This is a genomic window from Streptomyces sp. NPDC104309, assembly GCF_055584025.1.
This window is the reverse complement of sequence record NZ_JBVJMV010000011.1, coordinates 238,371-256,877: the sequence shown is the minus strand read 5'-3', so window position 1 is coordinate 256,877 and position 18,507 is coordinate 238,371. Positions and strand designations below refer to the sequence as shown.

The following is an 18,507-nucleotide window of genomic DNA, read 5'->3' as shown; positions in this document are numbered from 1 at the left end:
CGCTGTAGTCAACAGCATTCGCAGTCAACCCCGTTGACTGCCCCACCGCCGCCGAAACCCGCCAGTCCGAAGGGCAGGTGATGGCCGTGGCGGTGGCCGGGAGCCCCCACAAGGGGTTCCCGGCCACCGCCGGGCCGCGCACAGTGCTTGCTTATCTCATCCGGCGCCTGTTCGCCGTAGTCATCATGGTGCTCGTCGTACTGCTCGCGACCTTCACCATCTTCTTCATGCTGCCCAAGTGGGCGGGTCAGGACGTCGCAGTCCTCTTCGCCGGCAAGGCTTCCGGTGCCGAGCAGCTCGCGGGCATCCGGATCAAACTGGGTCTCGACGACCCCCTTCTCGTCCAGTTCTGGGACTTCGTCAAGGGCATCCCGCTGGGGCGCGACTACGCCAACGGTGACGACGTCACCCACTGCGCCGCACCCTGCTTCGGGTACTCCTTCCGCACCGAGGTACCGGTCTGGACCACCCTCAAGGACGCCCTGCCCGTCACCGGCGCGCTCGCCGCCGGTGCCTGTGTCCTGTGGCTCCTCGGCGGTGTCGCCACCGGTGTGGTGTCCGCGCTCAAGCGCGGCAGCATCTGGGACCGTGCCGCGATGACCACCGCCCTCGGCGGTGTCTCCCTGCCGATCTTCTTCACCGGCATGGTCGCGATGGGCCTCTTCGTGCACAACCTCGGCTGGGTGCACATCGCCGACAACCTCTCCACGGACGACGGCATCGGCACCTGGTTCCAGACCCTGATCCTGCCGTGGATCGTGCTCGCCTTCCTGAACGCCGCGATGTACGCCCGGCTCACCAGAGCCACCATGCTCGAAGTGCTGGGCGAGGACTACATCCGTACCGCCCGCGCCAAGGGGCTGGGCGAGGGCAGCGTCATCACCCGGCACGCCCTGCGTTCCGCGATGACCCCGATCCTCACCGTCTTCGGCCTCGACATCGGCGTGCTCCTCGGTGGCGCCGTCCTCACCGAGTCCACGTTCAACCTGCCGGGGCTCGGGCTCGCGGCAGTCCAGGCCATCAGCAACAAGGACCTGCCGGTGATTCTCGGCGTCACCCTGTTCGCGGCTCTCGCGATCGCCGTCGCCAACCTCGTCGTCGACATCATGTACGCCGTCATCGACCCGCGAGTGAGGCTGGGATGACCGAACTGCACAAGAGCGGTGCCGCGCTGGGCGAACCCGCCCCGGCCGGCTCGCCCGCTCCCACGGCCTTCCTCGAAGTGCGCGACCTCAAGGTGCACTTCCCGACCGACGACGGCCTGGTCAAGTCCGTCGACGGGCTCAACTTCCAGCTGGAGAAGGGCAAGACCCTCGGCATCGTCGGCGAGTCCGGCTCCGGCAAGTCCGTCACGTCGCTGGGCATCATGGGCCTGCACACCACGGGCCAGTACGGAAAGCGCAAGCCGCAGGTCTCCGGCGAGATCTGGCTGGACGGCAAGGAACTGCTGTCCGCGGACCCGGACGAGGTGCGCAAGCTGCGCGGCCGGGACATGGCCATGATCTTCCAGGACCCGCTCTCCGCGCTGCACCCGTACTACACGATCGGCAAGCAGATCGTGGAGGCGTACCGGGTCCATCACGACGTGGACAAGAAGACCGCCCGCAAGCGTGCGGTCGAGATGCTCGACCGGGTCGGCATCCCGCAGCCCGACAAGCGTGTCGACAGCTATCCGCACGAGTTCTCCGGCGGGATGCGCCAGCGCGCGATGATCGCCATGTCGCTGGTCAACAACCCCGAGCTGCTGATCGCCGACGAACCGACGACCGCGCTGGACGTGACCGTCCAGGCGCAGATCCTCGACCTGATCCGGGATCTGCAGAAGGAGTTCGGCTCGGCGGTCATCGTCATCACCCACGACCTGGGCGTCGTGGCCGAGCTCGCCGACGACATCCTGGTGATGTACGGCGGGCGCTGCGTCGAGCGCGGACCGGCCGAGAAGGTGTTCTACGAGCCCCGGCACCCCTACACCTGGGGTCTGCTGGGCTCGATGCCGCGCCTCGACCGCGACCAGACCGACCGGCTCATCCCGGTCAAGGGGTCCCCGCCGTCGCTCATCAACATCCCCTCGGGCTGCGCCTTCAACCCGCGCTGCCCGTACGCGGATGTGCCCAAGGACGACGTGACCCGCACCGTTCGGCCCGAGCTGCAGGAGGTCGGCAGCCGGCACTGGGCGGCCTGCCACATGTCGCAGGAGCAGCGGGAGCGTATCTGGACCGAAGAGATTGCGCCCAAGCTGTGAGCGAGGACAAGGCCGTGACGAGCGAGGACAAGGGCGTGGACGTTCCGGCGCAGAGGTCTGCCGGGAGCGGCGCGCCGGTCGAGGACGCCGCCTCCCGCGAGGTGCTGCTCAAGGTGACCGGGCTGCAGAAGCACTTCCCGATCAAGAAGGGGATGCTGCAGCGCAACGCCGGTGCCGTGAAGGCCGTCGACGGGATCGACTTCGAGGTGCACTCGGGCGAGACCCTGGGCGTGGTCGGGGAGTCCGGCTGCGGAAAGTCGACGATGGGCCGGCTGATCACCCGGCTGCTCGAACCCACCGCGGGGAAGATCGAGTTCGAGGGGAGGGACATCACGCACCTCGGCGTCGGTGCCATGCGCCCGATGCGCCGCGACATGCAGATGATCTTCCAGGACCCGTACTCCTCGCTGAACCCCCGGCACACGATCGGCACGATCGTGGGCGCCCCCTTCAAGCTGCAGGGCGTCACGCCCGAGGGCGGCGTCAAGAAGGAGGTGCAGCGGCTGCTGGAGGTCGTGGGCCTCAACCCCGAGCACTACAACCGCTATCCGCACGAGTTCTCCGGCGGCCAGCGCCAGCGCATCGGGATCGCCCGCGCGCTCGCGCTCAACCCCAAGCTGGTCGTGGCGGACGAGCCGGTGTCGGCGCTGGACGTCTCCATCCAGGCGCAGGTCGTGAACCTGCTCGACGACCTCCAGACCGAGCTGGGTCTCACGTACGTGATCATCGCCCATGACCTGTCGGTCGTCCGGCACGTCTCGGACCGGATCGCGGTGATGTACCTCGGCAAGATCGTGGAGCTGGCCGACCGCGAGTCGCTCTACAGGGCGCCGATGCACCCGTACACCAAGGCGCTGCTCTCGGCGGTCCCGATCCCGGACCCGAAGCGCCGCTCGGCCAAGAGCGAGCGCATCCTGCTGAAGGGCGACGTGCCGTCGCCGATCTCGCCGCCCAGTGGCTGCCGTTTCCACACCCGGTGCTGGAAGGCCACGGAGGTCTGCAAGACCCAGGAACCGCCGTTGGCCGCGCTGAAGACCGGACACCAGGTGGCCTGCCACCACCCGGAGAACGCGCCCGACCAGGTGCCCGGCGAGACGGTGACGGCGGCGGCGCGCGAGGCGATCGAGATCGTCACGACGGGGAAGCCGGAGTCGGCCGGGGCGGAGGAGGATGCCGCCACGGCGGAGGAGCCGGAGTCCGCCGCGGTGGGGAAGCCCGAGGCCGCGGAGGCCGCGGAGACCGCCCCGGACGGCGGCACGGGATCGTCCGATACGTCGGAGGGCGGCCCGAAGGAGTAGTACCGGCACAATTGCCCGGTGCTCAACGAACTGTTCACGCCCTCCGTCCAGCATGCGCTCGACATCGCCGGAATCTTCGTCTTCGCGATCTCCGGCGCACTGCTCGCCGTACGCAAGAACTTCGATGTCTTCGGCATCGCGGTACTCGCCGAGGTGACCGCGCTGGGCGGGGGGCTGTTCCGTGACATCGTCATCGGGGCGGTCCCGCCCGCGGCCTTCACGGACCTCGGCTACTTCACCACCCCGCTCCTCGCCGCCGGCCTGGTGTTCTTCCTGCATCCGCAGGTCGAACGGATCCAGGTCGGCGTCAATGTCTTCGACGCGGCCGGCCTCGGGCTTTTCTGCGTCACGGGCACGGTCAAGGCGTACGCCTACGGTCTCGGCCTCACCGCGTCGGCGGCCCTGGGGCTGGCCACCGCGGTCGGCGGCGGTGTGCTGCGCGACGTGCTGGCCAACGAGGTGCCTTCGCTGCTGCGCTGGGACCGTGATCTGTACGCGGTGCCCGCGATCGTCGGCGCCACGATGATCGTGCTGTGCATCCGCTTCGGCGTGCTCAACGCCTTCACCAGCGGCACCGCGGTGATCCTGGCGTTCGTGCTGCGGCTGCTCTCGATGCGCTTCCACTGGCGGGCCCCGCGTGCCTACAACCGGCGGTCGGCGACGGCCGAGGAGGGCCCCGCGGCCACCTGACACCGTTTTCCGGGCGGTCGACGACATGCGCTGCCGACATCTTCCGGCCACAAAAAAGCTACCGCTCAGTAATACTGTCGGTGTACGGTGCTGCGCATGGCACAGGCAGCAGAGCAGGCCGCGCGCACCGCGCAGGCGACCATCGGGGACAGCGAGTTCGACCGCGACACCGCCGTCACCCTTCGCGAAGAAGGCGTCTACGACGCCGAGCTCTCCGCCGGATGGACGATCATCCACGCGGTCAACGGCGGCTATCTGCTCGCCATGCTCGGCCGCGCACTCGGCGAGGCGCTGCCGCACGCGGACCCCTTCTCCGTCTCCGCGCACTACCTCACCGCCTCCGTCCCGGGCCCCGCGGTGATCCGCACCCAGACGATCCGCACCGGCCGCACCCTCTCCACCGGCCAGGCCTCCCTCTTCCAGTACGCGGAGGACGGCACCGAGATCGAGCGCATCCGGGTGATCGCCACCTACGGCGATCTGGGCGCGCTGTCCGACGAGGTGCGCACCTCGGCGAAGCCGCCGGCCATCCCGCCGCTGGAGCACTGCCTCGGCCCGGCCGACGGCCCGGCCCCGATCCCCGGCAGCTCCGCCATCACCGAGCGGCTCGACATCAAGCTCGACCCGGCGACGGTCGGCTGGGCCGTCGGCGCCCCCTCCGGCAAGGGCGAGATGCGCGGCTGGTTCGGTCTCGCGGACGGCCGCGACGCCGACCCGCTCTCGCTGCTGCTGACCGTCGACGCGCTGCCCCCCACCTCGTTCGAGCTGGGCCTCAAGGGCTGGACGCCGACCATCGAACTCACCACCCACATCCGCTGCCGCCCCGCCCCCGGCCCGCTGCGCGTCTCCATCACCACCCGCAACCTGGCGGGCGGTTACCTGGAGGAGGACGCGGACGTCTGGGACAGCGCGGACCGGCTGGTGGCCCAGTCCCGCCAACTGGCGCGAGCGCCCCGCGCGTAGCCGTACGGGTGCGCGGCGCGGGCGAGCGGAGTCGCGGGGGAAGCTGGTGACGTGAAATCCGGCCGGCTGCTCTCGATCCTCCTGCTGCTCCAGACCCGCGGCCGTGTGCCCGCCGGTGAGCTCGCCGAGCGCCTCGAAGTCTCCGTGCGCACCATCTACCGCGACATCGAGGCGCTCTCGGCCGCCGGTGTCCCCGTCTACGCCGAGCGGGGGCGGCGCGGAGGTATCGCGCTGCTGCCGGGATTCCGTACGGACGTCACGGGGCTCACCGCCGACGAGGCGCGCGCCCTCTTCGTCCTCGCCGCGCAGGGCGCCCATGCCGCGCTCGGTCTCGACGCCGCGCTCGGGTCCGCGCTGCGCAAGGTGATGGCCGCCCTGCCCGCACCGCACCGGCCCGCCGCCGAGCTGACCAGCAGGCGCATCCTGGTCGACCCGGTGCGGTGGATGAGCGGCCCGCGCCCGGTCGTGGATGTCGCCGAACTGCACGATGCCGTGTTCGCCGACCGACGGTTGCGGCTGGACTACCGGCACAGCGGTACGCGGACCCCGCGCGCCTACACCGTCGATCCGTACGGCCTCGTCGTGAAGGCGGGCGTCTGGTACCTGGTCGCGGACCGCGACGGGGTGCCGCAGCTCTTCAGGGCGGACCGGGTGCGACGGGCCGCCCTCACCGACGACACGGTCGTGCGCCGGCCCGGGGTGGAGCTCGCGAACCTGTGGGACGCGTTGCGCAAGCAGGTCGAGGAGCGGCCCGGCGGCGTACGGCTGAGGGTGCGCGTGCACCGTTCCCGGCTCGATCTGTTCGTGCGCCTGCACGCCGGGGCGCTGATCGGGGAGCCGAGGCCCGAGGGGGAGGGGGAGGAAGGGGAGTGGGCGCGGGCCGAGTTGGCCGTCGACTCGGTGGAGTGGGCCCGTTCCTTGCTCTCTTTCGGCCCGAACCTCGAAGTGCTCTCCCCGCCGGAGGCGCGGACCGTGCTCGCCCGTCACGCGGCGGCGGTCGTCGCGCTGTACGGAGAAGCGGGCCGAGGGCCGGGCGCGGAGGGCGGGTGAGGTCGCGCGCGGGCGGCGGGTGAGATTGCGTGCGCACCCCGGCCGGTCCGGCGGACCGGTTCCGGGCGGGCCTCAGGCGTCCGCGTCGTCCAGCCAGTGCAGCCGGCCGAGGGTGACGAGTCTCAGCCGGCGGCGGGCCACCTCCGCCACCCGCTGCTCGCCGCCCGGCCCCGCGTCCAGCAGGGCCGAGGCCGTGATCACCATGTGGTCGACGTACAGGCCGCCCAGCATCAGCAGATCCTCGTCGCTCCAGCCCCGGGACTGCGGTTCCTCGGCGAGCGCCTCGGACACCTCCTCGGCGAAGCACTGCAGTTGGGTCGCTATGGCCTCGCGGACCGGACCCACGCCGCCGTGCTGCTCGCGGGCGATGAAGCGGAAGTGGCCAGGCTGTTCACGTACATGACGCGTGATCAGCTCCACGCTGCGGTCCAGCCGCTCCTTGCTGTCGCCGGTCTCGGCGAGCGTCGCGCCGATCATTCCGTGCAGGCTGCCCAGCGTCTCCTCGACGAGCGCCACGCCGAGTTGGGCGGTGTCGTCGAAGTGCCGGTAGAAGGCGGTGGGTGTGAGTCCGGCGGCCCGGGTCACCTCGCGCAGTCCCAGGCTGCTGAGGCTCTGGTGCTCCAGGAGTCCGAGCGCGGCGTCCAGGAGTGCCTGGCGGGTTCTCAGCTTCTGGGTCTGACGGCTGCCGACGGTGTGACTCATGCCATTCAGTAAACAACTGTTCTCCGGGGCGGGGAAGGGATGTGCGGCGCTAGACTGACAAGTCAGTGAACAGTCGTACTCTCAAGTGCTCGTGCAGAGCCCGCAGAAAGGCTGAACATGGTCGTCCTCGTCGCCGCCCTGCTCCTGCTCGGAGTCGTGCTCGGAGCGGTGGTCCAGATTCCGCTCCCGCTCACCTTCGCGCTCACGGCCGTGATCGGCTGCTGGCTGCTGATCTTCGCCGTACGGGAGTGGCGGGGTGCGCAGCGCGGGTCCCGCTGACCGCCGGTCCGCATTGCCTTCCGGCCCCCGATCGCTCGATCACCGATTGATTGAAGGAGCTCGCACCATGACACTCACCGCATCCGTCCGCCGGGCCGCCGCGAAGCCCGACACCGGTGCCGACACCGGTACCGGGACCCCGCCCGGAGAGCGCACGGCTCGCGCCCGGGACGCCGACGGACTGGCCGTCGCCTCCTTCGTGCTCGGGCTCGTCGGCCTGCTGGTGATGAACATCCTGCTCGGCCCGGCAGCCATCGTCATGGCGATCATCGCCCTCGCCCGTTCCACCTCCCGGCGCGGTCGTGCCTTCCTCGGACTCGCCCTCGGCATCGCCGACCTTGTGGTGCTGGCCTTCCTGGTCACCGGCACCGTGTCCTGGAACTTCGCCGGCTGACCGAGGCCGACCGGAACAGCCGACACATACGGCCGATACGCGCGGCCCGCACTCGGCAACCAGCGCGGACGGCCCGCACTGACGGCCCGCACCGACGGTCCTTGCCGTCGCGTCCCCGGCCGGATCGGGCTGCGACCGGGGCGGGCGATCGAGCGCCCTGCCCGGTGCGCGGGCACCGGGCTGCGATGCGCCCGGCATACGCCCCGCCGAGGGCTCGTAGAATCGAGCCCACCATGGCCTACCTCGACCACGCCGCGACCACGCCGATGCTTCCGGAGGCGATCGCGGCGATGACCGCCCAGCTCGCCGTCACCGGTAACGCGTCCTCACTGCACGCCGCCGGGCGCCGGGCCCGCCGTACCGTCGAGGAGTCGAGAGAGACCCTCGCCGACGCCCTCGGCGCACGCCCCAGCGAGGTGGTCTTCACCTCCGGAGGCACAGAGGCCGACAACCTCGCGGTGAAGGGTCTGTACTGGGCCCGCCGCGCCGCCGACCCCCGTCGCACCCGGGTGCTGGCCAGCCCGGTCGAGCACCACGCGGTGCTGGACGCCGTCGACTGGCTCGCCGAGCACGAGGGCGCGAACGTCGAATACCTCCCCGTCGACCCGTACGGACGCGTCCACCCGGACGCACTGCGCGAGGCGATTCTCCGTAACCCCGACGATGTCGCGCTGGTCACCGTGATGTGGGCCAACAACGAGATCGGCACGATCATGCCGGTACGTGAACTGGCTTCCGTGGCCAGTGAGTTCGACGTACCGATGCATGCCGACGCGGTCCAGGCGTTCGGGCAGCTGGAAGTCGACTTCGCCCGGTCCGGGCTGGCCGCCATGACGGTCAGCGCGCACAAGATCGGCGGCCCCTTCGGCATCGGCGCGCTGCTGCTGGGCCGTGCATACACCCCCGTCCCCGTGCTTCACGGCGGTGGCCAGGAGCGGCACGTCCGCTCCGGCACGCTCGACGTGCCCGCCATCGCCGCCTTCGCCGTCGCGGGGCGGCTGGCCGCCGACGGGCGCGAGGAGTTCGCCCACGAGATCGGTGGTCTCCGCGACGACCTGGTCGCGGCCGTGCTGGCGGCCGTCCCCGACGCCGTCCTCGGCGGCGACCCGGCGCCGGGCGGGCGGCTCCCGGCCAACGCTCACTTCACCTTCCCCGGCTGCGAGGGCGACTCCCTGCTCCTGTTGCTGGACGCCCAGGGCATCGAATGCTCCACCGGCTCCGCGTGCACCGCGGGAATCGCCCAGCCGAGCCATGTCCTGCTGGCCACCGGCACCGACCCGGACCTGGCCCGGGGCACCCTGCGCTTCTCGCTCGGCCACACGTCCACCAAGCAGGACATCGACGAGGTGGCCCGCGCGATCGGACCGGCGGTGGAGCGGGCGCGGACGGCGGGACTCAGCTGAAACCGGGCCCGTCCCGCAGCCGTTCCCTCCTCAGGTGCCGGACGGCCTCGGACGCGCCGCCCGGACCAGCTTCAGGTAGCGGTCCCAGTCCCAGTGCTTTCCCGGATCGGTGTGATCCGTGCCCGGCACTTCCACATGCCCGATGATGTGCTCGCGGTCCACCGGCATTCCATACCGCCCGCATATCGCCGCCGTCAGGCGTGCCGACGCCCCGTACATCGCCGCCGTGAAGTCCTGCGGACGGTCCACGAAGCCCTCGTGCTCGATGCCGACGCTGCGTTCGTTGTACGACCTGTTCCCCGCGTGGAACGCCACATCCAGCTCACGGATCATCTGCGTCACATGGCCGTCCTTGCGCACCACGTAGTGCGCCGCCGCCCCGTGCCCCGGGTCCTGGAAGGCCGTCACCGCGCCCCGGTAGCCGCCCTGGGTGACATGGATGACGACCCGGTCGACCGGATAGTCGGCGGGGCGGTCGGCCCGCCGCCAGTTCGCCGGGGACGCCGATATCCATTCGGCCCGCGCGTAGTCCACCTCGCCGGGCGTCCGGGGCTTGTCCACCCCGGGCAGCCGCCACCAGGCGTGCCCCAGCTCCTCCCGCGCCAGCGCGGCCGTGCCCACCGCCGTGACGGCGGCGCCGATCAGCAGCCCGCGCCGACTGATGCCGTGCCCGGACTTCGCCGCCGCGGAGCCCTTGGCGCCCGCCGTCCCCTTGGTCCCCATGTGATCCACAACGCATATCCGCGAGCGTTCGGTTCCCGGCGCCCCGTACTCTGGTGGAGCTATGACTCAGACTTCCCAGCGCCCCCTCCGTGTGCTCGCCGCCATGTCCGGCGGTGTCGACTCCGCCGTCGCCGCGGCCCGCGCCGCAGAGGCGGGTCACGACGTGACCGGTGTGCACCTCGCCCTCTCCGCGAACCCGCAGTCCTTCCGTACCGGGGCGCGCGGCTGTTGCACGATCGAGGACTCCCGCGACGCGCGCCGCGCCGCGGACGTCATCGGCATCCCCTTCTACGTCTGGGATCTGGCGGAACGCTTTCGCGAGGACGTCGTGGACGACTTCATCGCCGAGTACGAGGCGGGGCGCACCCCCAACCCGTGCCTGCGCTGCAACGAGAAGATCAAGTTCGCCGCGCTGCTCGACAAGGCCCTGGCCCTCGGCTTCGACGCCGTGTGCACCGGCCACTACGCCACGGTCGTCCTGCGCGAGGACGGCGGCCGCGAACTGCACCGTGCCTCCGACATGGCCAAGGACCAGTCGTACGTCCTCGGTGTCCTGGACGAGAAGCAGCTCGCCCACGCGATGTTCCCGCTCGGCGACACCCTCACCACCAAGGACGAGATCCGCGCGGAGGCCGAACGCCGGGGCCTCGCCGTCGCCAAGAAGCCCGACAGCCACGACATCTGCTTCATCGCCGACGGCGACACCCAGGGCTTCCTGGCGAGCCGGCTCGGTACCGCCGAGGGCGACATCGTCGACGAGTCCGGTACGAAGGTCGGCACCCACGAGGGCGCCTTCGGCTTCACCATCGGCCAGCGCAAGGGCCTGCGCATCGGCCACCCCGCCCCCGACGGCAAGCCGCGCTATGTCCTGGACATCTCACCCGTGAACAACACGGTGACGGTCGGCCCGGTCGAGTCCCTCGACGTCACCGCGCTCACCGCCATCAGGCCCCGCTGGTGCGGCAACGCCCCGGCCGGCCCCGGCACGTACACCGCGCAGCTCCGCGCCCACGGCGGCGAGACCGAGGTGACGGCGGAACTGGTCGACGGCACGCTGAACGTCACCTTCACCGAGCCGGTCCGGGGCGTGGCCCCCGGCCAGGCGGTCGTGCTCTACGACGGCACCCGCGTGGTCGGCTCGGCGACGATCGCGACGACGGCGCGGCGGGAGACCGCGGCAGCCGGCTGATCGGCCCGGCTGACCGGCCTCGGCTGACCACCGGGGCCGGCACTGCCAGGGCGGCCGTCATAGACTGCCGGCTCGAACGGTAGGCCCCAGGACCGGTTCCGGCGGATCTCATCGGCGCCCTCGCGCCACAGTGCCGTCACCAGCTTCCGGAACCGGCGCGCGCTCAGCCCGCTGAACGGAGCTGTCCAGGTCGGCTCCGACGCCGTGATCACACCAGCCACCGCAAGATCATTCCATTGCGGCAGGGCGTCAGGTCGACTCTCGCGCGACCGCCTTGCGTACGTGCTCAAGCCGCAGCCGGCTCTCCTCCAGCCACCCGGACGCCACGTCCACGGGCACCTTCACCGCGATCTGCGTCGAGGTCGAGTCGTGCACGGTCACCTCCAACGGATCCTCGGGAACCACCGTCAGCCACGCACTCCGACCGCCGGGCGGCCACTCGGCCCCCTCCTGGGCCTCAAGGGCATCGAGGCAACGACCCCATTCATCCAGATCACTGTCTGAAACGTGCAGTCCAACACTGCCGTTGACGAAGCCGCTCTCCAGCACGATCTCGGCCGCGTAGTACCTTTCTTGCGCCATCACCATCGGTGCATCGCACGCGACCCTGACGGTCACGCCCTGCACGCGATCAGCGAACCGGAAGAGTTCCAGGGCCTGTGCATCGTCAATCATGGCTACCTTGTGGACGAGTGAGTGGGCAGGATGCTCTGATCCTCTCGCACCCCGATTCACCATGATGGTGACCACGCAAGACAGCAACAACAAGGGCCTGCCAGCCGCTCCGGCAGTGACGGCGCCGGCCACCAGCGGCTGAGGGTCCGCCGCCGCACGGGAAGCAGGGCGAGCAGGGAGGTGATGACGCCGAGCATGATCAGCAGCGCCGACGCGAACTCGATACCCGTCAGCGTCTGTTCGTCCCAGGCCCCTTGCGGCTGAGTCACCAGTGCGCCGTGGGCAACGTAGGCGTTGAGCAGGTTCGCGAGGATGAGGATCACTCCCCATGGCCCTCGCAGCAGGCCGGCCACTTCAGGGCGCTCCTCGCATCGTCCAGATTCTTGTCGAAGCCACGGCCGTAGGCCTGGGCGTTGTCATCCTCCCCATAGGGGCCACCGTTGTAGCGGGCGGCAAGTTCCTGGCGTTGCTCTCGCGTCATCTCGTCCGCCGGTACGTCGGTGAAGCGGCGACGCCCCGCTCGGCCACGTCCGACCCCTGTACGGGCGTGACCGGGCGGGGTGGATCGTGGGCTCAGGAGGCCTGGCTCACGTACATGTCCCTGGCGAAGAACTCCGCCAGGACCGGGGCCACCGCCTGGGGCGCCACTTCGCGTGTCTGGCCCGTCAGGGTGCGGTGGCGTCCGCGCGGGAGGGCGTCCGCGAGGGCGCGGGCCGACTGCCGGGCCGGGGCCGGGCTGAAACCGCCGCAGACCACCAGCGTGCGCGCCGTGACGGACGCGAACCGCTCGGCCGGGATCGCGCCGTTGCCGAGAATCGCATCGTCGTAGGCGAGTGTGTGCGCCATCGACACCAGGTCGCGCCACAGCGGTGTACGCCGCACCCGGGCGATCATGTCGGCCGGGACCCCCGTCACGGACAGGAACAGCTCCACGGCCCCGGCGCGGTCCCCGGCGGTCAGCAGCCGGTGCAGCCGGGCCGTGCAGCAGGCTTTGAACCGCTCTCCCGAGGCCCCGGGGGTGTAGGGCGGCTCGTACACCGCCAGCAGGTCGACGGGGAGCCCGGCGGCCTGCGCTTCCAGGGCCAGCGCCCCGCCGGCCCCCGTGCCGAACAGCGAGGCCCGCCCGCCCACCGCGGCGACGAGCGCGGCCAGGTCCTCGATCTCGCGCTCCACCCGGTACGGCCCGCTGTCGCCGCTGGAGCCGCGGCCGCGCCTGTCGTACGTGATGACGCCGAAGCGTGGCGCGAGGAGCCGTGCCAAGGGGGCATCGGTCGCCGCCGTGCTCAGAGCCCCGCCGACCAGGATCACCGGTAGTCCTTCACCCCGGCGCCGATACGCGATCAAGGTGCCGTCGCGGGAGAGAATCTTGTCCATGTGAGAGTGGACTGCGGCGCCGCGGAAAACTCATCGCTGTCGCCGAGATTTTTTGAAGATTCTCAATTCCCCAGTTCAGAGGCGTGGTTGACGATCATTCGCTGACGGTCTCGGTGTCGTAGAAGCAGAGGTGGTTCTTGATCGCCGCGACTTCGGGCTTCGGCTCCGGATAGGCCCAGACGAGATCGGCCGCGTCCGGCAGCGACCAGTAGGAGGCGTCGCCCTTGAACGGGCAGTGGCTGTGGGTGTCCGAGGCCGTGAGCAGCTCCGTGCGGACATCCTCGGGCGGCAGGTAGTAGCGGGGCGGACAACCCGTCTCGCGCAGTACGAGCGGGCGCCGGCTCTCGGCGAGCACCTGTCCGTTGCGCACCACACGTACATGCTCGGTGCCGGGTTCGACCGTGATGTGGTGTCCTGTTGTGGAAGTCATGTCAGGTTCAGCCGTGCCGCGCGCCGTTTTCTTCCCCGGTGGCTTCCTTCCCCGGTGACCTCCTTCCGCGGCAGCTTCCGTCGCCGGAGCCCGGATTTCCACCCGTCCGCCCGGGAGTGTCAGAGGCGGCCTTTACGGTTGCTGCATGAATATCTGCGTTTTCCTCTCCGCCGCCGACCTCGACGACCGCTACACCCAGCCCGCCCGCGAATTCGCCGAGCTGCTCGGCCGGGGCGGACACACACTGGTCTGGGGAGGGTCGGAGAGCGGCCTGATGAAGGTCGTCGCCGACGGGGTGCAGGAATCGGGCGGACGGCTGGTCGGGGTGTCGGTCGACTTCCTGGCCGCGAAGGCGCGTACCAACGCGGACGAGATGGTGATCGCGCGCGATCTCGCCGAGCGCAAGGCGCTGCTCCTGGAGAAGGCGGACGCGGTCGTGATCATGGTGGGCGGTACCGGGACGCTCGACGAGGCGACCGAGATCCTGGAGCTGAAGAAGCACGGCAAGCACGACAAGCCGGTCGTCCTGCTCAACACGGCGGGCTTCTACGACGGGCTGCGCCAGCAGTTCCAGCGGATGGAGGACGAGGGCTTCCTGCCCCTCCCGCTGACCGACCTGGTGTTCTTCGCGAAGGACGGCGTGGGCGCCCTGGCCTACCTGGAGGAGTGGTCCGGCCTGCGGTGACGCGGTGACGGGTGAGATCATGGCGGGATGTCCACTCATGTCATCACCGGCGCCGGCTCCGGCATCGGCGCAGCCGTCACCCGTCGTCTGTTGGAGCGCGGTGACGAGACCGTGCTGCTGGCCCGTGACGCCGGGCGTGCGAAGGAGCTGGCCGCGCTCCACCCCGGCGCCCGTACGATCGTCGGTGACCTCGCCAACCCGGACCGGCTGTCCTGGGCGTTCGCCCAGCAGGCGATGCCGGACCGGGTCGACTCGCTGTTGCACATCGCGGGCGTCGTCGAGCTCGGCAAGGTCGGTGAACTCACGCCCAAGGCGTGGCACTTCCAGCTCAACGCCAATCTGGTCGCGCCCGCCGAGCTGACCAGGCTCCTCCTGCCGCAACTGCGCGTCGCACAGGGCCATGTGCTCTTCGTGAACTCGGGTGCCGGCCTCGCCGCGCACGCCGAGTGGAGCGCGTACGCCGCGAGCAAGCACGGCCTGAAGGCGCTCGCCGACTCGCTGCGCCAGGAGGAGCACGCCAACGGCGTCCGGGTGACCTCCGTCTACCCGGGGCGCACCGCCAGCCCCATGCAGGCCAAGGTCCACCAGCAGGAGGGCAAGGAGTACGACCCCTCCCGCTGGATCGACCCGGAGTCGGTGGCCACCACGATCCTGATGGCCATCGACCTCCCGCGCGACGCCGAGGTCAACGACCTCACGGTGCGCCCCGGGCGCTGAGTCTCCGGCCACCGGGCGATGCCGGTGCCGGGGGTGTCGCGCGGGATGCCGTCCCGAGGAGGTCCGGGGGCGCCTCGCGAGGGGCCGGACCCCCCTCGCCCCGTGACGGGCCGCCCCGCGACGGGCGTGGGCGCTCGGACCGTAGGCTTCCCACGTGAGCGAGAAGAGCAAGTTCAGCGGGTGCCCCGCCACCGGAATCGGTTCCATGCCCGGGGGAGACGCACGGGAGGCGGCGAAGACCGTCACCGGGTCCTTCGGGGACGGCGAGGGCCTGCCGCATCTGGCGGAACTGCCGGCCCGCGGGCCCGGTGCGGACATGATCGGGCGGACCATCGGGCTCCTCGTCGACCTGTACGGGCACGTCGAGCCCAGCGGCTGGCGGATCAGCGACCGGCCCGGACGCGACACCCGCCGGGCCAGGTCCTGGCTCGGCGAGGACCTCGACGCGCTGGAGGAGTTCACCCAGGGCTACGAGGGGCCGCTCAAGGTCCAGGCCGTCGGACCCTGGACCCTGGCCGCCGCGCTGGAACGGCGGGGCGGCGAGGCCGCGCTCGGTGACCCGGGGGCCTGCCGTGACCTGGCGGGCTCGCTGGCGGAGGGGCTGCGCGCCCACCTCGCGGAGGTGCGGCGCAGGGTGCCCGGCGCCGAAGTGATCCTCCAGCTCGACGAACCGTCGCTGACCGGCGTACTGCGTGGGCGGATCACGACGGCGAGCGGTTACCGCACCTACCGGGCCGTGGACCGTCAGGTCGTGGAGGCCATGCTGCGCGATGTCCTGGCCGCGGGCGGGGACGGGGCGACGGTCGTGCACACCTGCGCGCCCGAGGTGCCGTTCGGGCTGTTGCGCCGGGCGGGGGCCGACGGCATCTCCTTCGACTTCTCGTTGCTCACCGAGCGTGAGGAAGAGGCGATCGGGGAAGCGGTCGAGGGCGGCACCCAGCTCTTCCTCGGGGTGGTGCCCGGCACCGACCCGGCCTCGGGCGGATTGTCGGACCCGGGCGGTAGCGTCATGGGTGTCAGGACGCTGTGGCGCAGGCTGGGGCTGAATCCGGGGACTCTGACGGAGTCCGTGGTGATCACCCCTTCGTGCGGGCTCGCGGGTGCCTCGCCCGCGTACGCGCGCGCCGCGCTCGCCCACTGCGTCCGGGCCGCGAGATCGCTCGCAGACAACCCTGAGTAACGGGGCAATGGGTAACGGGAGGACGAGACGATGGCCGGCGAACAGCAGATGGCAGTGCCCGCACAGGCCCGGGAGCAGCACGCGCTCCTGGCCGAGCAGATCGAGGAGCACCGCTTCCGGTACTACGTGAACGACCAGCCGGTCGTGAGCGACGCCGAGTTCGACCGGCTGATGCGTGAGCTGGAGGCGCTGGAGGAGACGTATCCGCAGCTGCGCACGCCGGATTCGCCGACGCAGAAGGTCGCGGGTCCGTATCAGACGGAGTTCACCTCCGTCGAGCACCGCGAGCGGATGCTCTCACTGGACAACGCCTTCAGCGACCTCGAGTTGGCGTCCTGGGGCGAACGGATCGCCAAGGACGTCGGCACCACCGGCTACCACTTCCTGTGCGAGCTGAAGGTCGACGGTCTCGCGGTCAACCTCACCTACGAGCACGGGCGGCTGACCCGGGCGGCGACCCGCGGCGACGGCCGCACCGGCGAGGACATCACCCCCAATGTCCGTACGATCGCCGAGATCCCGCACCGGCTGAGGGGCGACCGCGTTCCGGCGCTGGTCGAGATCCGCGGCGAGGTCTTCTTCCCGATGGAGGCCTTCGAGGAGCTCAACGCCCGGCTCGTCGAGGCCGATGACAAGCCCTTCGCCAACCCGCGCAACGCGGCGGCCGGTTCACTGCGCCAGAAGGACCCGAAGGTCACCGCCACCCGCCCGCTGCACATGGTGGTGCACGGCATCGGCGCCCGCGAGGGCTTCGACATCGACTTCCTCTCGCACGCCTACGAGCTGCTGCACGAGTGGGGTCTGCCCACCGCCAAGCACAACAAGGTGGTCGCCTCTCTGGACGAGGTGCGGGAGTTCATCGCGTACTTCGGCGAGAACCGGCACTCCGTGGAGCACGAGATCGACGGCGTCGTGATCAAGCTCGACGAGATCCCGCTCCAGGGCCGGCTGGGCTCCACCTCGCGCGCGCCGCGTTGGGCGATCGCGTGGAAGTACCCGCCGGAGGAGGTCAACACCAAGCTGGTCAACATCCGGGTCGGCGTCGGACGCACCGGCCGGGTCACGCCGTACGCGCAGGTCGAGCCGGTCGAAGTGGCGGGCTCCGAGGTCGAGTTCGCCACCCTGCACAACCAGAACGTGGTGAAGGCGAAGGGCGTCCTCATCGGGGACACGGTGGTGCTCCGCAAGGCCGGCGATGTGATCCCGGAGATCCTCGGGCCGGTCGTCGATCTGCGCGACGGCACCGAGCGGGCGTTCGTGATGCCGACGCACTGCCCCGAGTGCGGCACGGAGCTGCGGCCCATGAGGGAGGCCGACATCGACGTCCGTTGCCCCAACGCGCGTTCCTGCCCCGCGCAGTTGCGTGAGCGCCTCGCCTATCTCGCCGGTCGTAAGAGCCTCGACATCGACCACTTCGGCTATGTCGCGGCAGCGGCTCTGACGAAGCCGTTGGAGCCCGCCGAGCCGCCGCTGCGCGACGAGGGCGATCTCTTCGGCCTGACCGTCGAGCAGTTGCTGCCGATCCGGGCCTATGTCCTGGACCAGGACAGCGGGTTGCCCAAGCACGACCCGAAGACCGGCGAGGAGAAGACCGCGTGGGTCTTCGCCAATCAGCAGGGCGAGCCGAAGAAGAACGCCCTCGCCATGCTCGACGCCGTGGCCGCGGCCAAGGGCGCCCCGTTGGCCCGGATTCTCACAGGCCTCTCCATCCGTCATGTGGGCCCGATCGCGGCCGAGGAGCTGGCCCGTCAGTTCCGTTCCATCGACCGGATCGACGAGGCGTCCGAGCGGGAGCTGGCCGAGGCCGACGGGGTCGGCACCATCATCGCCGCCTCGGTGAAGCAGTGGTTCGCGGAGGACTGGCACCGGGAGATCCTGCGCAAGTGGCGGGAGGCCGGAGTACGGATGGAGGACGAGGGGGCGGGGGAGGAGGTGGGCCCGCGCCCGCTCGAAGGCCTCACCGTCGTCGTGACCGGCACGCTGTCCGGCCACACCAGGGACGGCGCGAAGGACGCGCTCCAGAGCCGGGGGGCGAAGGTGACGGGATCCGTCTCGAAGAAGACCTCCTTCGTGGTCGTCGGTGACAACCCCGGTTCGAAGTACGACAAGGCGATGCAGTTGAAGGTGCCCGTGCTGGACGAGGGCGGATTCGCCGTGCTGCTCGAAGAGGGGCCGGACGCGGCGCGCGCCGCAGCCGTGCCTGTCGGGGAACCTGCGGAATAGGACAGATCCCTGACCGAAAACAGGCGGAATATGGCGGGATCTTCGCGGGAGAGTTGACGCAATGGGACAGATCCCCGTCAGAGAACCCCACGTAGGGATCGATCAGTGGGCAAACAGCGAACAAGACCGCACAGAAAGGGTGTAGGGGGACGGACGGGGGCAGCGGTCGTCGCCGGGAGGCCGGGTTCACCCGATCGGCGCATAGCAGATGCTGACGGACGGTTGGTTCGCATTCGGGCAAGAGCTGTAGAGCGCTGCCCGTAGAAGCCTTCCGCGGCCTACTGTTGAGG

21 protein-coding genes and 1 pseudogene are annotated in these 18,507 nt (G+C 70.5%); 14 read left to right on the top strand and 8 right to left on the bottom strand.

Annotated features, from left to right (window positions below; genetic code table 11):
• The first annotated feature begins 143 nt into the window (after positions 1–143).
• From ACZ68L_RS18805 to ACZ68L_RS18780, 6 genes are all read left to right on the top strand, one after another.
• A complete protein-coding gene (locus ACZ68L_RS18805; RefSeq protein ID WP_469578173.1) occupies positions 144–1,145 on the top strand; it encodes an ABC transporter permease in 1,002 nt (333 codons plus the stop codon).
• Complete coding sequence (locus tag ACZ68L_RS18800; protein ID WP_469578097.1) at positions 1,142–2,242, top strand: ABC transporter ATP-binding protein; 1,101 nt, start codon at positions 1,142–1,144, stop codon at positions 2,240–2,242. Before ACZ68L_RS18805 ends, ACZ68L_RS18800 begins: the two co-directional genes overlap by 4 nt.
• A gap of 35 nt (positions 2,243–2,277) precedes the next feature.
• Positions 2,278–3,540: an ABC transporter ATP-binding protein gene (locus ACZ68L_RS18795; protein WP_469578170.1), complete on the top strand. Its 1,263-nt coding sequence runs from the start codon at positions 2,278–2,280 to the stop codon at positions 3,538–3,540.
• 18 nt (positions 3,541–3,558) lie between these two features.
• Positions 3,559–4,230, top strand: a complete 672-nt coding sequence (locus ACZ68L_RS18790) for a trimeric intracellular cation channel family protein (protein ID WP_469578095.1) — start codon at positions 3,559–3,561, stop codon at positions 4,228–4,230.
• Between the two features lie 96 nt (positions 4,231–4,326).
• Positions 4,327–5,193 carry a thioesterase family protein gene (locus ACZ68L_RS18785; RefSeq protein WP_469578093.1) on the top strand — a complete coding sequence of 289 codons (867 nt, stop codon included), beginning with the start codon at positions 4,327–4,329 and terminating at the stop codon, positions 5,191–5,193.
• Positions 5,194–5,244: 51 nt separating this feature from the next.
• Positions 5,245–6,243, top strand: a complete 999-nt coding sequence (locus tag ACZ68L_RS18780; RefSeq protein WP_469578091.1) for a helix-turn-helix transcriptional regulator — start codon at positions 5,245–5,247, stop codon at positions 6,241–6,243.
• A gap of 72 nt (positions 6,244–6,315) precedes the next feature.
• Here the strand turns inward: ACZ68L_RS18780 and ACZ68L_RS18775 are convergent, their stop codons facing one another.
• Entirely contained in the window at positions 6,316–6,945 is a 630-nt protein-coding gene (locus ACZ68L_RS18775) for a TetR family transcriptional regulator (protein WP_469578088.1), read from the bottom strand.
• A 117-nt stretch (positions 6,946–7,062) separates the two neighbouring features.
• Between ACZ68L_RS18775 and ACZ68L_RS18770 the strand changes: the two genes are divergently transcribed.
• From ACZ68L_RS18770 to ACZ68L_RS18760, 3 genes are all read left to right on the top strand, one after another.
• On the top strand, positions 7,063–7,224 hold the full coding sequence (locus tag ACZ68L_RS18770; protein WP_469578086.1) for a hypothetical protein: 162 nt from the start codon (positions 7,063–7,065) through the stop codon (positions 7,222–7,224).
• Positions 7,225–7,291: 67 nt separating this feature from the next.
• Entirely contained in the window at positions 7,292–7,618 is a 327-nt protein-coding gene (locus ACZ68L_RS18765) for a DUF4190 domain-containing protein (protein ID WP_469578083.1), read from the top strand.
• A gap of 233 nt (positions 7,619–7,851) precedes the next feature.
• Complete coding sequence (locus ACZ68L_RS18760) at positions 7,852–9,021, top strand: cysteine desulfurase family protein (protein WP_469578080.1); 1,170 nt, start codon at positions 7,852–7,854, stop codon at positions 9,019–9,021.
• Between the two features lie 30 nt (positions 9,022–9,051).
• Here the strand turns inward: ACZ68L_RS18760 and ACZ68L_RS18755 are convergent, their stop codons facing one another.
• Positions 9,052–9,744, bottom strand: a complete 693-nt coding sequence (locus ACZ68L_RS18755; protein WP_469578078.1) for an N-acetylmuramoyl-L-alanine amidase — start codon at positions 9,742–9,744, stop codon at positions 9,052–9,054.
• A 61-nt stretch (positions 9,745–9,805) separates the two neighbouring features.
• Here ACZ68L_RS18755 and mnmA point away from each other — a divergent pair, with 61 nt between their 5' ends.
• Entirely contained in the window at positions 9,806–10,933 is a 1,128-nt protein-coding gene (gene mnmA, locus ACZ68L_RS18750; protein WP_469578076.1) for a tRNA 2-thiouridine(34) synthase MnmA, read from the top strand.
• A gap of 71 nt (positions 10,934–11,004) precedes the next feature.
• Here mnmA and ACZ68L_RS18745 read toward each other — a convergent pair.
• The 6 genes and pseudogenes from ACZ68L_RS18745 to ACZ68L_RS18720 form a co-directional block, all read right to left on the bottom strand.
• A pseudogene (locus ACZ68L_RS18745) lies at positions 11,005–11,154 on the bottom strand (IS5/IS1182 family transposase); the annotation flags it as partial.
• A gap of 28 nt (positions 11,155–11,182) precedes the next feature.
• Positions 11,183–11,608, bottom strand: a complete 426-nt coding sequence (locus tag ACZ68L_RS18740) for a DUF5959 family protein (RefSeq protein ID WP_469578072.1) — start codon at positions 11,606–11,608, stop codon at positions 11,183–11,185.
• Positions 11,609–11,664: 56 nt separating this feature from the next.
• Positions 11,665–11,961, bottom strand: a complete 297-nt coding sequence (locus ACZ68L_RS18735) for a hypothetical protein (RefSeq protein WP_469578070.1) — start codon at positions 11,959–11,961, stop codon at positions 11,665–11,667.
• Entirely contained in the window at positions 11,928–12,089 is a 162-nt protein-coding gene (locus tag ACZ68L_RS18730) for a hypothetical protein (protein WP_469578066.1), read from the bottom strand. Before ACZ68L_RS18730 ends, ACZ68L_RS18735 begins: the two co-directional genes overlap by 34 nt.
• A gap of 92 nt (positions 12,090–12,181) precedes the next feature.
• Complete coding sequence (locus ACZ68L_RS18725; protein WP_469578064.1) at positions 12,182–12,982, bottom strand: alpha/beta fold hydrolase; 801 nt, start codon at positions 12,980–12,982, stop codon at positions 12,182–12,184.
• Between the two features lie 94 nt (positions 12,983–13,076).
• Positions 13,077–13,412 carry a DUF427 domain-containing protein gene (locus ACZ68L_RS18720; RefSeq protein WP_469578061.1) on the bottom strand — a complete coding sequence of 112 codons (336 nt, stop codon included), beginning with the start codon at positions 13,410–13,412 and terminating at the stop codon, positions 13,077–13,079.
• A 145-nt stretch (positions 13,413–13,557) separates the two neighbouring features.
• Between ACZ68L_RS18720 and ACZ68L_RS18715 the strand changes: the two genes are divergently transcribed.
• The 4 genes from ACZ68L_RS18715 to ligA all read left to right on the top strand — a co-directional run bounded on the left by ACZ68L_RS18715 (position 13,558) and on the right by ligA (position 18,217).
• A complete protein-coding gene (locus ACZ68L_RS18715) occupies positions 13,558–14,097 on the top strand; it encodes an LOG family protein (RefSeq protein ID WP_469578059.1) in 540 nt (179 codons plus the stop codon).
• A 27-nt stretch (positions 14,098–14,124) separates the two neighbouring features.
• Entirely contained in the window at positions 14,125–14,814 is a 690-nt protein-coding gene (locus ACZ68L_RS18710) for an SDR family oxidoreductase (protein ID WP_469578054.1), read from the top strand.
• A gap of 154 nt (positions 14,815–14,968) precedes the next feature.
• The gene (locus ACZ68L_RS18705; protein ID WP_469578050.1) at positions 14,969–15,994 is read left to right on the top strand and encodes a methionine synthase; all 1,026 of its coding nucleotides are present in this window, start codon (positions 14,969–14,971) and stop codon (positions 15,992–15,994) included.
• A gap of 30 nt (positions 15,995–16,024) precedes the next feature.
• Positions 16,025–18,217 carry an NAD-dependent DNA ligase LigA gene (gene ligA, locus ACZ68L_RS18700; RefSeq protein WP_469578048.1) on the top strand — a complete coding sequence of 731 codons (2,193 nt, stop codon included), beginning with the start codon at positions 16,025–16,027 and terminating at the stop codon, positions 18,215–18,217.
• Positions 18,218–18,507 lie beyond the last annotated feature (290 nt).

Bases quoted from the DNA above. Each gene is read 5' to 3' on its own strand.
- mnmA (WP_469578076.1), top strand. From the start codon at position 9,806: ATGACTCAGACTTCCCAGCGCCCCCTCCGTGTGCTCGCCGCCATGTCC.
- ACZ68L_RS18720 (WP_469578061.1), bottom strand. From the start codon at position 13,412: ATGACTTCCACAACAGGACACCACATCACGGTCGAACCCGGCACCGAG.
- ACZ68L_RS18765 (WP_469578083.1), top strand. From the start codon at position 7,292: ATGACACTCACCGCATCCGTCCGCCGGGCCGCCGCGAAGCCCGACACC.
- ACZ68L_RS18800 (WP_469578097.1), top strand. From the start codon at position 1,142: ATGACCGAACTGCACAAGAGCGGTGCCGCGCTGGGCGAACCCGCCCCG.
- ACZ68L_RS18760 (WP_469578080.1), top strand. From the start codon at position 7,852: ATGGCCTACCTCGACCACGCCGCGACCACGCCGATGCTTCCGGAGGCG.
- ACZ68L_RS18770 (WP_469578086.1), top strand. From the start codon at position 7,063: ATGGTCGTCCTCGTCGCCGCCCTGCTCCTGCTCGGAGTCGTGCTCGGA.
- ACZ68L_RS18785 (WP_469578093.1), top strand. From the start codon at position 4,327: ATGGCACAGGCAGCAGAGCAGGCCGCGCGCACCGCGCAGGCGACCATC.
- ligA (WP_469578048.1), top strand. From the start codon at position 16,025: ATGGCCGGCGAACAGCAGATGGCAGTGCCCGCACAGGCCCGGGAGCAG.
- ACZ68L_RS18755 (WP_469578078.1), bottom strand. From the start codon at position 9,744: ATGGGGACCAAGGGGACGGCGGGCGCCAAGGGCTCCGCGGCGGCGAAG.
- ACZ68L_RS18725 (WP_469578064.1), bottom strand. From the start codon at position 12,982: ATGGACAAGATTCTCTCCCGCGACGGCACCTTGATCGCGTATCGGCGC.
- ACZ68L_RS18715 (WP_469578059.1), top strand. From the start codon at position 13,558: ATGAATATCTGCGTTTTCCTCTCCGCCGCCGACCTCGACGACCGCTAC.
- ACZ68L_RS18710 (WP_469578054.1), top strand. From the start codon at position 14,125: ATGTCCACTCATGTCATCACCGGCGCCGGCTCCGGCATCGGCGCAGCC.
- ACZ68L_RS18775 (WP_469578088.1), bottom strand. From the start codon at position 6,945: ATGAGTCACACCGTCGGCAGCCGTCAGACCCAGAAGCTGAGAACCCGC.
- ACZ68L_RS18730 (WP_469578066.1), bottom strand. From the start codon at position 12,089: ATGACGCGAGAGCAACGCCAGGAACTTGCCGCCCGCTACAACGGTGGC.
- ACZ68L_RS18740 (WP_469578072.1), bottom strand. From the start codon at position 11,608: ATGATTGACGATGCACAGGCCCTGGAACTCTTCCGGTTCGCTGATCGC.